Raw genomic sequence first — 14,526 nt, 5'->3', positions numbered from 1 at the left:
GTGCAGGAGAAGCACCGCCACGCTCTGCAGCAGGCGGGCACCAGCGCCGAGGCCACCTTCATCCTGGGCGGGCAGATCGGCACCGAACCCCACGGTCTGTACATGGTGTATCCCCAGGGGAATGCGGTGATGGCCACGCCACAGACCCCGTATCTCCAGATCGGTGAATCGAAGTACGGCAAGCCGCCGCTCGACAATGTGGGCTCCACCAATCTGTCGCTGGAGGATGCCGCCCGGCTCTGCCTGATCTCGGAAGTACTCACCCACCGCTCCAACCTCACCGTTGGCCCGCCGTTTGAGCTGGCGATCGTGCCCCGCAACAAGCACACGGTGGCCCATCGCGTCACCTTCGAGGCGGAGGCGCCGGAACTGGCCGCCATGATCGACACCTGGAGCAGCGCCCAGCGGGAAGCCCTGCACCGGCTGCCCAGCTTCGTCTGGGAGCAGAACCAGGACGCGGCCTGACGCGCCAGTCGCCACCGCCCCACCACCAGCCGTTCACCCATGCACACCGTTTCCGAGTGGATCTCCACCGGCCACCTGCCCTCCGCCGAGGTGGTGGAGGCACTGGTGCTGGAGGCGCATCAGCGCTTTGCGCCGGTGCGAGAGGGCAAGGTGGCCGATTACATCCCCGCCCTGGCCGCCGCCAATGCCGAGCAGTTCGGCATCTGCGTGGCCGGTTGCGGCGGGCAGCTGATCGAAGCGGGCGATTCCCACGCCTCCTTCAGCATCCAGAGCATCTCGAAGCCGTTTCAGTTCGCGCTCATCTGCCAGGCGATCGGTGAAGACGAAGCCCGCGAAAAACTGGGGGTGAACAGCACCGGCCTGCCCTTCAATTCGGTGCTGGCGGTGGAGCGGAGCAGCGAAGGGCTCTCCAATCCGATGGTGAATGCCGGCGCCATCGCCGCCACCAGCCTGGCGCCAGGCACCACGCCCGAGGAGAAGTGGGCCTTCATCGAGGCCGGCTTCTCCCGCTTCGCCGGCCGGCCACTGGAGGTGGATGAAGAGGTGTACAGCTCCGAGCTGGCTACCAACCGCCGCAATACCGGCATCGCCAGCCTGCTGAGCGCTCAGCAGCGCCTCTGGTGGGATCCGGAAGAGGCCACCGATCTTTACACCCGTCAATGCTCGCTGCGGGTCACCAGTGCCGACCTGGCCGTGATGGCGGCCACGCTGGCCAACGGCGGGCGCCAGCCGATCACGGGGGAGCAGGTGATCGATGCCATCCATTGCCAGCACGTGCTGGCGGTGATGGTCACCGCCGGGCTGTACGAAACCTCTGGCGACTGGCTCTACGCCACCGGCCTGCCCGGCAAGAGCGGCGTGGCCGGCGGCATGATCACGGTGGCACCGGGCAAGGGGGGCCTGGCCACCTACGCGCCACCGCTCGATGAGGCGGGCAACAGCGTGCGCGGCCAGCTCACGGCCCGTTTTCTCTCGGAAGCCCTGGGCCTGAACCTGTTCGCCTCCAGGGCAGAGAGCCACCAATGATCAGCACCACGAATCTCGTGCGGTATCTCCTGCTGGTGGCCTGCGTTGGCGTCACGGTGCTGATCTTCGACTACTTCTCAGGCACGATTGCGGTGTTCACCGCTGCCGCCATCGTGGCGGCGCTGCTCAACATCCCACTGACCTGGCTGAGCCGCTATCTGCCACGGGGATGGGCGATTGCCATCGTTTCCCTCAGCGCCCTGCTCCTCCTGATCGGTTTCGTCACCGGGATTGGCCTGCAGGTGCTGAACCAGGGGCAGGGCCTGGTGCTGGATCTGCAGAGCAGGATGAAGCAGCAGGATCTCACGCCTCTGCACGGCTACCTCGAAGCCTATGGATTCGACAGAATCACCTCCCTGCTGCAGGAGGGATTGCTGACGGGGCTGGGGTTGCTGCAGACCGTGTTCTCCGGTGTGTTCACCGGGATTTTCGGTGCGGTGATCAGCCTCTACATGTTGATCGATGGGGAGAAGCTCTGGAAAGGGTTTCTGCGGCTGATTCCGGAAGCCCACCGGGATCGTTTTGCCCACACCTTTCTGCAGAGCGTGCTGGGGTTCATTCGTGGTCAGCTGCTGCTGATGGTGTTTCTGACCGTCTCGACGGCTGTGGTTTTTCCCCTGCTGGGTGTGAAGTACAGCCTGATCCTGGCGGTGATCGTGGGGGTTCTGGATGTGATCCCCGGCATCGGTGCCACCCTCGGCATCGTGCTGGTCTCGGTGATGGTCTTTGCCTCCCAGGGAGGAGAGATCGGCCTGCGGGCCTTGATCGCTTCGCTGCTGCTCGGCCAGATTCAGGACAACATCGTGCGCCCCAGGGTGATGGGCAGGGCGATGGAGCTCAATCCGGTGCTGCTCTTTCTCTCGCTCTTCATCGGTCAGCGGGTTGCTGGTCTGCTGGGGGTGTTTCTGGCCATCCCGATCGCGGGCATGATTGCCCTCTGGCTCCATACGGAACGCCTGCAGCAGGAGGCCATCGCTCTCACACCCGCAAGCGATGAGTAGGGGCGGAGACGAGCGGGGGTGGAGCCTCTGCACGGAGGCTCCGCGCTGAACGTCTGCACTGAGCCTCTTCGCTGAAGATCCTTGCCGCAGGCTCTGTCACGAGCCTCACGATCTAGGCGTCCCCTGTGCAGGTGGCCCTCGCTCCTGGTTCCCCTCGCTTCACGGGTTCCTCGCTTCAGGTGCGGGGAGCTGAGCATCTCCAGCAGACTGCCATGCTGCTGCCTGGATGCGAGCTCTCCCATGGTTTCGATGCGCCTGATCCCACCGATCCTGCTCACCGCCTTGATGGTGGCCGCTGCCAGCACCACCAGCGCCGAGGCCAGCTGCCGCTTTCTGATGCCGCTCGGCGGCAGCGGCGAGCCGGTGGTGGCCAAGCGGATCGGCCCCGACCGGCTGCTGGGCCGCACCAACTGGAACACCGATTTCATCGTGGACCGGCCCTTCCGCAGCTATCAGTTCTTCTTCACGTCGGCCTCGACCGAGCGGGCCACCTTCCCAGTGGCTGCCTTCATGCGCTTCACCGATGGCACCAGCCTGCAGGTGGTGAATGAAACCCCCACCTTTGAACCGGGTACCGGCCGGATGTTCGGCCCGTTTCAGGCGGTGCCGGGCAAGCGCACCAACCTGATGAACTTCCGGGTGGGCTCCAGCACCAGGCCCGCGGCCGTGGGTTTCAGTTACCGGATCTCCGTGCAGGGATGCGACTGAGGCGACAGCCGGTCTGAGCCACGCCTGCCCTGATCCCCACCCGCCATGCAATTCGAGAGCTTCGCCACGTTCAACATCGCCATCGTGGTGCTGGCGGTCGGCCGCTGGTTGAACCGCAAGGTGGCCTTTCTGAGGGAGTTCAACATTCCCGAGCCTGTGACCAGTGGCCTGCTGGTGTGTGTGCTGCTGGCGGTGGTTCATGCGATTTCCGGGGTGGAGATCGGTTTCAACCTGCTCACCCGTGATTTTCTGCTGCTCTATTTCTTTGCGGCGATCGGCCTCAACGCTGACATCCGCACCCTGCTCTCCGGCGGACGACCCCTGCTGATCCTGATCGCCACCACGGTGGTGTTCATGCTGCTGCAGAACCTCACCGGCATCGGCGTAGCCACAGTGCTGGGCCTGAATCCCCTGGTGGGGGTGCTGGGCGGTTCGGTGTCGCTGCTGGGCGGCCACGGCACCGCCATCGCCTGGGCTCCCCGCTTCGCGGAAACGCACGGCATCAGCAATGCGTTGGAAATCGGCGTGGCCTGCGCCACCTTCGGCCTGGTGCTCGCCTCGCTGATGGGCGGGCCGATCGCCCGGCTGCTGATCCAGCGCAACAAGCTCCAGCCCCCACCCTGCGTGGTGGAAGACGCCGCCGCCGAGAGCAACGCGCTCGAACGGGTCACCTACTTCACGCTGCTGCGGACCCTCTTCTGGCTCAACATGAGCCTGGGCCTGGGTGAACTGCTCTTCGAGGGATTGCAGGCCGTGGGCAGCAATCTGCCCCTGTTCGTGTGCTGCCTGTTCGCAGCGATCTTTCTCACCAACACCGTGCCGCGGTTGGTGAAGGTGCGCGAGCTGGCGCCGGCGCGATCCCTGGCCATCGTGTCCGACATCGCCCTGGGCATCTTCCTGACAATGTCGCTGATGAGCCTGCAGCTGTGGACCATCGCCTCGCTGGCGGGCCCGATCATCGCTATCCTCACCGCCCAGTTCGTGGTGTCGTTCCTGTTCGCGCTGTTCGTGGTGTTCCGTGTGATGGGCCGCGATTACGAAGCGGCCGTGATCTGCGCCGGTTTCGGCGGCATTTCACTTGGTGCCACACCCACGGCGATGGCGAACATGTCGGCGGTGGCGCAGAAGTATGGGGCGGCACGGCGGGCGTTCATCGTGGTGCCGCTGGTATCGGGCTTCTTCGTGGACATCAGCAATGCGGTGATCATCCAGCGCTTCCTGAATGTGTTCGGCTGATCCAGCGGGCACAGTGCTCGCAGGGGGATGACGGCGCTCAGCCGGCCACCGCAGCAGGGAGGGTGCCCATGAAGCGTTGCAGCTGACGCGTTTCGAGTTCGAGCACGCGCTTGGCGAAGTCCTGATCGCGATCGAGCAGAGCATCGAAGCCATCCACCGGCACCGCCAGCAGGCGCGTGCCCTCCTGCGCCGCCGTGATCGTGTTCTCCGTGGCGCTGTGGGTGAGCACCTCGAGCTCATCGAGCATCTGGCCCGGCCGGAAGCGCTCCTGCCGGGTGCCTGGGCCATCAGCGCTGGGGTCGCCATCGCGGTAGTGCACCAGGGCTTCGCCTTCGATCAGCAACAGCAGTTCGCGGCAGGTGTCGCCGGTTTCGGTGATCAGGGCGCCGGCGCTGTAAAGGCGCAGCTCAGAGACCTCCGCCAGGGCGTTGATGGTGTCGAGGTGGAGGCCGCGGAACGCCTCGCAGGTGGCCAGCACCACCCGCTTTTCGAGCTCAGGGCAGGCCTCGAGGCTGGGCGGCGTATCGCCCTGGGCCAGCAGGCGCTCGGCCGTGCTGGCCAGCAGCGGGGCGGACGCGCCACCGCGCAGCGCCGCTGCCTGGGCCTGGCCCTTCTGGCCGTCCAGCCGGGCGATCAGGAACAGGGCGGACGCCTGGATCAGCGGGTTGCGGTCCTGCAGCAGGGTGTCGAGGTGGTGCAGGGTGACCGGCAGGGGAACCACCAGCGAGCAGCTGGCGCCTGTGCCCGGCTGGGTGAGTGCCGCCAGCACCTCCGCCGGCAGGCGCTCCTGCCACGGCTCCTGCTCCAGCAGCTCCAGCAGCACCAACGGCGACAGTCTCTGCAGATCCGCCACCAGGGCGGGCACGACAGGATCCTGCTGCAGGGTGGCCAGGGCCCACAGGATCGCCCGCAGGCTCAGCTGTTCCCGGTGGCGGATGTGCCCGCTGAGCAGGGCGCGCACCACCGGCGCCTCCGGCAGCGACGGCTGCTGCAGGGCGCGGAAGGCCTCGATCAGTTCCGGCAGGCGCTGCAGCAGCACCTCAGCCTTCTGGACGGCGCTGGCCTGCGGCGACAGCCCGCCCAGAATCTCCTCCTCCTCCGCGGCGGTGATGCCGTAGCGGCGACGCAGCGAGCGGATCGCCTTGGTGTCACCCTGCTCCTGCGCACGGCTCTGCAGCCGCATCAGTCGATCGAGCGACTTGCGGTAGCCACTGAGCCGCACCTGATCCTCCAGGCTGCGGCGGTTGGCGGGATCGAGCAGGGTGGGATCCTCCACCCCCAGCTCTTCGAGCAGCTGCTCGTGCTCCTCATCGGAGATGCCGAGCTCGCGGCGCATCTGCTGCAGCACCTCCAGGCTGGTGGCCACACTCACGTAGCCCTCCTCAAGCGCCTCACGCACCACGCCCTTGTAGGCCTCGTGGCGTTTCTCGCTGCTGAAGCCCGGCAGCACCTTGGCCAGCACATACACCTCGTGGGCGTTGAGGTCGCCGAGGGTGCGGCCATCGAGGAAGCGGCCCACATCGAGCTGGAGGCGCTCCAGTTGCTTGCGGAAGCGGCTGGCCAGGTTCTCGCGGCTGTAGATCTCGGGGTTGCGGCGCCAGGCCTTGTACACCCAAAGCGTGCTGACGGCCACCAGGGCGCCGTCGAAGAGGTATTGCACCCAGGGCGGCAGCAGCCGCAGCAGCGGCCGACCCGCGAACAGGAAGAAGAAGTTGAACACCAGGAAGGTGGCCACCACAAAGATGCGGTGGCGGAGCTGCTCCGGCGGCAGCGGCATGGCACCGGTGCGGGCGGCAAGGCGTCGTTCGCGGGAGCGCGCACCGGCTTCGATCCAGCGCCCCACCACCACCCCCAGCCAGGTGAACAGCCCCAGCACCAGGGGCACCGCCACCAGGCGGGGGATGGGGATGGCCTGGCCGAACAGGAACAGCCCGGGGCTGAGCAGGGTGGCGAGCTGGTCGCTCTGGCGGACCCAGATCCCGGAGAAGTAGTAGCCCCAGCTGCCGGTGTACAGGTAGTAGTAGAGGAAGTAGCCCAGCACCAGCCCCACGTAGCCATAACGCTCGAAGGCGAAGGCCGGCGTGGTGATCCGCGCCCAGTACATGCGCTCGGCGTCGATGTCGATGCAGGGCTGCTGGCAGGCCACGCAGGCGCTCTGCTCGCTGCCATCGGGCAGCGTGGTGCGGCACATCGACTGGGTGATCGGCTGCTCGCTCAGGTGGGCCTTGCTGCCCAGCAGCCCGGAGGGGGCGGAGAACACGCTCTGCACCGGCGCCATCGGGCAGAAGTACTGGCACCAGGCCTTGCCGCCGTACAGCCAACCCACCACCATCGCCACTGCGATCGTGCCCAGCAGCCAGGCGGCCAGCACCAGGCGATCCGCATTGAAGAAAAGGATGCGGCCGCAGAGGCCCGCGAACAGCCAGCCGAACTGCACGCTGGAGTAGTGGCGGGCCAGCCAGGAATCGGCGGGCACCTTGGCCAGCTGGGGGCGTCGCTCACCGGTGCGGGGATTGAGCTTGGCGATCTGGCGTTGCAGGCCCAGGGCGCGGGGGATCTGGGAGAGGAAGGAGAGCGGGCAGATGCGCCGCCACAGCTCATGGCCGAACACCAGCAGGATGAAGATCGCCGACGGCACCACCGCCCCCCAGAAGAGGGTGGTGCCGAGCGGATAAGGCTGCTCGCCGAGGCAACGGTCCTGCACCGGCACGCAGGCCTCACTCAGGCGCAAGGGGCTCCAGGGGTGGTCCGGCTCGGTGAGCGCGGAGCTCCAGGGGTCGTAGAACAGCGAGGCGATGATCAACAGCCAGCCGGTGGTGAGAATCCAGCGGATGACATGCATCCGGGATTCACGCAGCTGAATCGCCATCGGGCCAGAAATCGGTGCGCTGACCCTAGCGATCCAACGCGAGCAAAGACCCACGCAAGCCGCTGGTACCAGCGGGATTCAGGTGGTGTAGTCGGCGTTGATGCGCACGTATTGATCCGAGAGGTCGCAGCCCCAGGCCAGGCCGTGGCCGGGGCCGTCGCCCACCACCAGGCGGATGGTCACGGTGTCGTCTTCGAGATAGGCGCCGGCGGCGCGATCGGCCATGTAGCGGGAGGCGGCCGGGCGATCGAAGGGCAGGGGCTGGCCGGCGGCCATCAGCTGGTGCTCCCCCAGCCAGAGCGCCACGGCCTCGGGATCGAAGGGCACGTCGGCGCGGCCCGCCGCCGCCACGATGCGGCCCCAGTTCGGATCACGGCCGTGGATGGCGCACTTCACCAGCGAGGAGCCGCAGATGGTGCGGGCGATGGCGCGGGCGCCGGCCTCGCTGGCGGCCCCTTTCACCTGCACCTCGATCAGGCAGCTGGCGCCTTCGCCGTCGCGGGCGATCGCCCGGGCCAGGTGCTGCGACACCGCCGTGAGGCCGGCCTCCAGCGCCTCGTAGTGCTCGGGGCTCAGGGGTTCACCGGCGGCAAAGGCCAGGTACGTGTCGTTGGTGCTGGTGTCGCCGTCCACCGTGATCGCGTTGAAGGAGCGGTCGACCGCCCGCTGCACCATGCCCCGCCACAGCTCGGCCGGCACGCCGGCATCGCAGCTGAGATAGCCCAGCATGGTGGCCATGGCGGGGTGGATCATCCCAGAGCCTTTGGCCATACCGCCGAGGCGCACGCGCCGCCCGCCCAGGTTGGCCTCCAGGGCGATCTGCTTGTCGACCAGATCGGTGGTGAGGATCGCTGTGGCGGCGGCAGCGCCGCCCTCGGGGCTGAGGGCCGCCACCAGGGAATCGAGGCCCGCGATCAATGGGTCCATCGGGATTGGCACGCCGATCACCCCGGTGGAGCAGATCAGCACCTGCTCCGGCGCCAGCTCCAGCCGGGCGGCGAGGGCGGCGGTGGCGATGAGGCTGTCGGCCAGGCCGCGCGCGCCGGTGCAGGCGTTGGCCTGGCCTGAATTGGTGAGCACGGCGCGGGCCCGGCCGCCGCTGGCCGCCAGCCGCTGCTCACAGAGATCCACGCAGGCAGCGCGCACCCGGTTGGTGGTGAAGCTGCCGGCGCACACCGCCCCTGCCGGTGCCAGCAACAGGGAGAGATCAGGCTTGCCGGAGGCCTTCAGCCCGGCCGTGCTGCCCGCCGCCAGGAAACCGCTGGGGGCGGTGAGACCGCCGGGCACGGGCTGCCAGGGGGCGGGGATGCGGGTCATGGGACGCCGGGTGGAGCTGTTGCCATCTTCGGGGGCGGGAGGCAGCCAGCCGAGGGCGTGTGGCCTGGCCAAACCACTTGAGCACATGATGAAAAGCATGCAGCCACACTCTGGCCGGCATGAACTGGCATGAACTTGATTGGTTTTTGGTGCTAGCATGGTCCGCGGCCATATTATTTTGTTTCGACGCAGAAAGCGGGTGATCTGAGATTATATTCAGGTGGCGATTGAACGAAAACGAACGCTTTTGACATCTGATTGTGGCTGAACTTAGCGTGCTTCCGTTGAACTGCACTCAAGCGCGATGTGCCGGGTGCTTTCCGGAGAGAAAATGCCGTCGATCAAGGATTGTCCGATCGAGCAGTTCAACACTGAGCTCATCACTGCACACTTCACGATCGAAACAGTCAATTAATTTGATGGCACGAATGCGTAAGGATGGGCTGGCCGGTTTACAGCCTCGCTGGAAAGATGGCTATCCCCCAACTGGATGCCGGTGGGTTCACCGTTCAACTCTTCAAGCACATGCAGCGTCAGCTGACTGCTCGAGTTCCCCGAAGCGAGCCGTTGAGGGCCGGCGGGAGACCAACGCTCCAACGTCACCCTGCGACTTGAGGCCAGCCTGATGGCCACACACCAGCGCCGCATCGGCCTCACCGGCGGCATCGCCACGGGCAAGAGCACCGTGGCCCAGTTGCTGCAGGCCCGCTTCGCAGTGCCGGTGCTTGATGCTGACCTCTTCGCCAGGGAGGCGCTCGCTCCCGGAACCGCCGGCAGCCAAGCCGTGGTGGCACGCTTCGGCACCCAGGTGCTGGTGCCGCGGCTTGGCGAAGACGGCAGTGCCGAAGGTGCTGAAGGTGCCGCAGCGGATCCCGCTGAGACGCTCGATCGGCGGGCTCTCGGTCGGCTGGTGTTCAGCGATCCAGTGGAGCGCCGTTGGCTGGAAGGATTGGTGCACCCGCTGGTGCGCCAGCGCTTTACCAAGGAGCTGGCGGGCCTTGCCCAGGAACCGGCGGTGGTGCTGATGATCCCTCTCCTCTTCGAGGCCGGCCTGGAGTCGCTTTGCTCGGAAATCTGGTTGGTGGACTGTGAACCAGCCGAACAACGGGCACGTCTGCTGGCGCGCGATGGCACCACGGCTGCCGACGCCGACGCCAGGATCGCGGCCCAGTGGCCGCTGGAGCGCAAGCGCTCGCTTGCCGATGTGCTGATCGACAACCGCCAAGGGGCCGAAAGTCTGGCGAGCCAGCTGGGGCGGGCGCTCGGGCTGGAGGCGACGGGCGAAAGGCGCTAAGCCCTTGCTCGCCTGTGAAAACTGGCTGGAGCCGCAGCAGGCTGGAAGCGCTTAACGCCGGGTGGTGACGGAGGAGGCCGGCACGCGAGACGGCACGAGGTCACGCGAACGCGGGCGGGAAAACACCCCCATGACGCTTCGGCACCGCCGTGCGCTCGCAGGACGGCACTGGAGCGCGCCTAGCGCGAAGGCAAAGGCAAAGGCCAGCCCGGACACGCCAATCCGAATGCCGTTCTGTACCAGCTCGATGATCCCCTTCTGATCGGGGCCACGCAATTTCTGGTCCATCACCGCCTGGGTGCGGTCAAGGTTGCGCATGGTCTGGGTGCGTAGGGCCGCGATCGGCTGATCGAGCTGCTGATCGTTGATGGCCGGGCCTCGCAGCACCCGCATCTCCCGCTGCAGCTCCTGGGGCGTGGTGGCCTCACCGACAGCGCTGCGCAGGGCCACGAACGTGGCTTCGGTGCTGGCCCTGCGCTGGGCGAGCTGATCAGCATCTGCGGTGAACAGTGTCCAGAGAGCGGTGGCCTGCAGGGGGACCAGCAGGACGAAACCCAACGCCGCCGCCAGGGCCCGCTGCCGCGCCGTGGCTAATCGCAACGTGTAGCGGGAGCGCTCCGGATCGAGATGGGCCGCCCCATGCAGCAGCAGAAAGCCCACCAGAGCCAGGGGAGCGGCCTGGATCACACCGCCGACCACTCGCAACTGCCAGGTGGGATTGGTGGGATCGAGCGGCAGGAACAGCGTGAGGGCGCTGATCGCGAACACCACGAATAGACACGACGCGGCGCCATCCAGAACGGCGCTGACTGCAACCGGCTGCCCCGTTGGGCTGGGAAACGGGGTGGGGAGGCCGGGGAGGCCGGGGCGAGCGGTGGTCACGTGGGGTTCGCTGCGGTGATTCGTGAAAGGGCCGGCGGGTGCTGCTCCCCAGAGGGCGGAAACGCCGTGGAGTCGACGGCTGGCCTTCAGGCGTGAACCGAGAGACCCACTTTCATGGATCTTTCAGGACATGGGCCGCCCGAGGAGGGCTGCAGTTGGGCAATGACCGCAAGAGTGGGCCAATCGCCAGGAAACATACATGATTTTCTCAGACTTTACAAACCCTTTCATCATGCGTTGCCTCAGGCCGGACCATGGCGAGCCAGCCAGAGGGGAGGCGAGCTGTGACTCAGCGTCGTGGCGGGGGAGGCCCTCCTACCGGAGGTGGCACGCCACGGCACCTGAGCGGCGACTCCATCAGCCACCAGCGCTCAGCACGCCTGAAGGAACAGCCGACGCAACTGGCTCTGCGACTAGAGGCGGGCGTTCATTACATCAGTCCGCTCAGCATGTAACCGCCGAGAGATCCGTAGTCATCGAAGCCCGTGCTGTTGGGGCCGGCAAAGCTGCCCTCCCCCACACCATCCACGCGGACAAAATACGTGCCAGCCGATAGGTTTAGATCAGTAAAAGCCGCGCCTTTGCTGTTGGTTGGCGATGACGTGAACGCCACGGTGCCGTCGCTCCTGAGAATGTCCATCTGTAAGTTGAGGCCGCTTACGTCGTCGGTCGCGCCGTAGGCAATCTGCGATTGAGGGGAAGAAGCGACAGCACCAGCGGGATCAACCCGAAGACTGAGCGGCCCGCCGTTCCATTGGATCCTGAAAATGTCCACATCAGTTCTGGTGCCGATGGTGCCAGACACAAACCGACCGTCACCCACGCTGCGAGTTGGCAGGGTGCTGGTGATCGAGTCGGCGAAATCGTCAGGCCTGGCGCCAAGGCGAGCGGTCAGGGCAGCCACTTCGTCAACGGTGTTGGAGGCGCCGCGGCCGTTCCTGAAATAGTCGCCTTTGCTCCACTGCGGAAACACATTCACGCCGACCGGGGCTTTCCCCATGAGCGGAAACCAGCGGTTGCCGGCTGCCGTGGCATGGCCGTCGTAATACTCCTCAGCCGCTTGCGTGCTGGAGGCCAGAAGCCCTTTGTGCCGCAAGTCAAGCGTGTGGCCGATTTCGTGAGCGGCGAAAAAGCCTACGGTGCTGACGGTGAGCGACGAGATTGCCGCGTTCCGTGGGTTTGTGTTCCACTGAACGGCGGCGATAGGGTTGCTGGTTGTGCTTCTGAATGAGTTCGACAGGGCAATTCCAGGCACGCCAGAGAGGCCAAGGCCATTCCTGGTCATGGTTGCCCCGACCAGCAACCTCCCGGCATAGGGCCCGGCGCCGGGGAATGGATTGGGGTCCGTCGTGAACCTGACGTTGAACGGGGCATAGGCGCTGTCGAGAGCCTCAAGCACTTGGCGGCGCTGATCCAGCGTGTAACCGCTGTTTGTCGTTGCATACCGGGACGAAGTTGTGACTTCAGTCGGCCCCGTTACGTGGCCGTCAAAATCGACGTGAACCCAGGGGATCCCTGCGGTGATGCTGTTGCCCGATGGGCGAGCAGTTGTCAATGTGTCGGGGTTGGTGAGCCAGGCGCTGAAACGCTGGTCGTGGCTGGCGCGAGTGTCGAAAGCTGCAGGCATGGCTAATCAGATGATGCTTTTCGTGAAAGGGCCGGAGGGTGCTGCACCCCTGAGGGCGGAAACGCCGTGGAGTCGACGGCTGGCCTTCAGGCGTGAACCGAGAGACCCGCTCTCATGGATTTTTCAGGACATGGGCCGCCCGAGGAGGGCTGCAGCCCGGCAATGGCCGGAAGACTGTGCCAATCGACACCAAACATACACGGTCTTCTCAGGTTTTACAAAGTCTTTCCTCATGCGTTGCTTCAAGCCGGACCATGGCGAGCCAGCAAGAGGGGAAGCGAGCTGTGATTCAGCGCCGTGGCGGGGGAGGCCCTACTACCGGAGGTGGCACGCCACGGCACCTGGCCGGCGGCTCCATCAGCCACCAGCGCTCAGCACGCCTGAAGGAACAGCCGACGCGACTGGCGGTGCGGCTAGAAGAGCCGTTGGACCCCAACTCCAGCGGCTCAGCGGCTCAGCAGGACATCAGGCCCAGCAAGGCTCAAGGCTCAAGGCTCAGCGCAAAGCAGCCCCAGCGACCCAGAAGACTCTCCCCCTCTGGCGGTGGACGCAGGGAGTGTCCAGGCCCGAAACACTCAGCGAGGCTTCAGGCTCGGACCTCAGCCGTTCAGCTTGGCGATCAGGATCTGGTTGGCGAGCTTGGGGTCGGCCTTGCCGCCGGTGCGCTTCATCAGCTGCCCCACGAAGAAGCCCTGCAGTTTGTTCTTGCCGCCACGGAAGGCAGCCACTTCCTCGGGATGGGCCGCCAGCAGCTCCTCCACGATCGCCGTGATCGCCGCCGGGTCACTGATCATGCCGAGGCCCCGTTCGGCCACGATCGCCTTGGTGGAGCCGCCCTTCTCCAGCAGCTCCGGCAACAGTTCCTTGGCGATCTTGCCGCTGATCACCCCGGATTCGATCAGCTGAACCATCTCAGCCAGCTGCTCCGGCTTGAGCGGCAGCTCCGCCAGCGAGAGGCGGTTGGCATTCACATAGGCGGCGATGTCGCCGGTGACCCAGTTGGCCACGCCTTTGGGATCGGCGCCGGCCGCCACCGCCGCTTCGAAGTATTCGGCCATGCCCCGCTCTTCGGTCAGCACGCGGGCGTCGTAAATCGACAGCCCCAGCTGCTCGGCGTAGCGGTGACGCTTGGCGGCCGGCAGCTCGGGCAGTTCGGCCCGCCAGGCTTCGCGCCGCGCCGGAGTGACCTCGATCGGGCCGAGATCGGGCTCGGGGAAGTAGCGGTAGTCGCTGCTGCCCTCCTTGCTGCGCATGCTCTTGGTGAGCTGCTTGCTCTCATCCCACAGCCGCGTTTCCTGGTGGATCGGCTCACCGGCCTCGATCGCCTTGATCTGGCGCGCGATCTCGTAATCGCAGGCTTTCTGAATGGCGGAGAAGGAGTTCATGTTCTTGATCTCCACCTTCACACCGAACGGTTCATCAGGCCCGCGGCGCACGGAGATGTTGACGTCGCAGCGCAGCGAACCTTCCTGCATGTTGCCGTCGCTGACGCCGAGATAGCGCATGATCCGGCGGATCTCAGAGGCGTACTCCGCCGCCTCCCGGCCGGTGCGCAGATCGGGCTTGCTGACGATCTCGGCAAGCGCCACCCCGGCGCGGTTGTAATCCACCAAGGAGTGGGTGCTGCCCGCCAGACGGTCGCTGCCGGCGTGCACGAGCTTGCCGGCATCTTCCTCCATGTGCAGACGTTCGATGCCGATCGTCTTCAGGTAGGTGTCCTTGCCCTTCTCGGCCACTTCCACCTCGATCCAGCCGTTTTCGGCGATCGGCTGATCGAACTGGGAGATCTGGTAGTTCTTCGGCAGATCGGGATAGAAATACTGCTTGCGGTCAAACTTGCTGTGCTCGGCCACCTGCAGGTTGAGCGCCAGGGACGCCTTCACCGCATACTCCAGCACCTTCTCATTGAGCACCGGCAGCGTGCCCGGCAGGCCCAGCACGACAGGGTCGATGTGGGTGTTGGGGTCGTCGCCGAAGCTGGTGGAGGCGGCCGTGAAGATCTTGCTGGCGGTGCCGAGCTGCACGTGGGTTTCCAGGCCGATCACGGCCTCCCAGGGTCCGGTTGCTTCAGCGTGTGCCGTCCCATCAGCCACCATGAGCC

10 protein-coding genes and 1 pseudogene are annotated in these 14,526 nt (G+C 66.0%); 6 read left to right on the top strand and 5 right to left on the bottom strand.

The genetic code is table 11. The annotated features are described in order from the left end of the window. From KQ303_RS10090 to gltS, 5 genes and pseudogenes are all read left to right on the top strand, one after another. A pseudogene (locus KQ303_RS10090) lies at window positions 1-465 on the top strand (20S proteasome subunit A/B); the annotation flags it as partial. A 39-nt stretch (window positions 466-504) separates the two neighbouring features. Beyond that, window positions 505-1,491, top strand: coding sequence for a glutaminase A (glsA, locus tag KQ303_RS10085; RefSeq protein WP_259730167.1), 987 nt, complete (start codon window positions 505-507; stop codon window positions 1,489-1,491). Then, the gene (locus tag KQ303_RS10080; RefSeq protein ID WP_259730166.1) at window positions 1,488-2,492 is read left to right on the top strand and encodes an AI-2E family transporter; all 1,005 of its coding nucleotides are present in this window, start codon (window positions 1,488-1,490) and stop codon (window positions 2,490-2,492) included. Before glsA ends, KQ303_RS10080 begins: the two co-directional genes overlap by 4 nt. Window positions 2,493-2,741: 249 nt before the next feature. Then, window positions 2,742-3,200: a hypothetical protein gene (locus tag KQ303_RS10075; protein ID WP_259730165.1), complete on the top strand. Its 459-nt coding sequence runs from the start codon at window positions 2,742-2,744 to the stop codon at window positions 3,198-3,200. Window positions 3,201-3,245: 45 nt separating this feature from the next. Further along, entirely contained in the window at window positions 3,246-4,436 is a 1,191-nt protein-coding gene (gene gltS, locus KQ303_RS10070) for a sodium/glutamate symporter (RefSeq protein ID WP_259730164.1), read from the top strand. Window positions 4,437-4,473: 37 nt separating this feature from the next. On the opposite strand, the gene KQ303_RS10065 is transcribed toward gltS, so the two are convergent. Both KQ303_RS10065 and argJ read right to left on the bottom strand, forming a co-directional pair. Further along, on the bottom strand, window positions 4,474-7,305 hold the full coding sequence (locus tag KQ303_RS10065; protein WP_259730163.1) for a cyclic nucleotide-binding domain-containing protein: 2,832 nt from the start codon (window positions 7,303-7,305) through the stop codon (window positions 4,474-4,476). Between the two features lie 78 nt (window positions 7,306-7,383). Further along, window positions 7,384-8,622 carry a bifunctional glutamate N-acetyltransferase/amino-acid acetyltransferase ArgJ gene (argJ, locus tag KQ303_RS10060; RefSeq protein WP_259730162.1) on the bottom strand — a complete coding sequence of 413 codons (1,239 nt, stop codon included), beginning with the start codon at window positions 8,620-8,622 and terminating at the stop codon, window positions 7,384-7,386. A 625-nt stretch (window positions 8,623-9,247) separates the two neighbouring features. On the opposite strand from argJ, the gene coaE reads away from it, so the two are divergent. Continuing rightward, window positions 9,248-9,916 carry a dephospho-CoA kinase gene (coaE, locus tag KQ303_RS10055; RefSeq protein WP_259730161.1) on the top strand — a complete coding sequence of 223 codons (669 nt, stop codon included), beginning with the start codon at window positions 9,248-9,250 and terminating at the stop codon, window positions 9,914-9,916. A gap of 51 nt (window positions 9,917-9,967) precedes the next feature. On the opposite strand, the gene KQ303_RS10050 is transcribed toward coaE, so the two are convergent. From KQ303_RS10050 to gatB, 3 genes are all read right to left on the bottom strand, one after another. Beyond that, a complete protein-coding gene (locus tag KQ303_RS10050; protein WP_259730160.1) occupies window positions 9,968-10,798 on the bottom strand; it encodes an HpsJ family protein in 831 nt (276 codons plus the stop codon). 430 nt (window positions 10,799-11,228) lie between these two features. After that, entirely contained in the window at window positions 11,229-12,425 is a 1,197-nt protein-coding gene (locus tag KQ303_RS10045) for a hypothetical protein (RefSeq protein ID WP_259730159.1), read from the bottom strand. 599 nt (window positions 12,426-13,024) lie between these two features. Beyond that, on the bottom strand, window positions 13,025-14,521 hold the full coding sequence (gene gatB, locus KQ303_RS10040; protein ID WP_094512113.1) for an Asp-tRNA(Asn)/Glu-tRNA(Gln) amidotransferase subunit GatB: 1,497 nt from the start codon (window positions 14,519-14,521) through the stop codon (window positions 13,025-13,027). Window positions 14,522-14,526: the final 5 nt, after the last annotated feature.

The organism is Synechococcus sp. CS-1333 (genome assembly GCF_025128015.1).
GTDB lineage: Bacteria > Cyanobacteriota > Cyanobacteriia > PCC-6307 > Cyanobiaceae > MW101C3.
The sequence above is the reverse complement of the archived record's forward strand: the minus strand, read 5'-3'. Positions and strand labels throughout refer to the sequence as shown.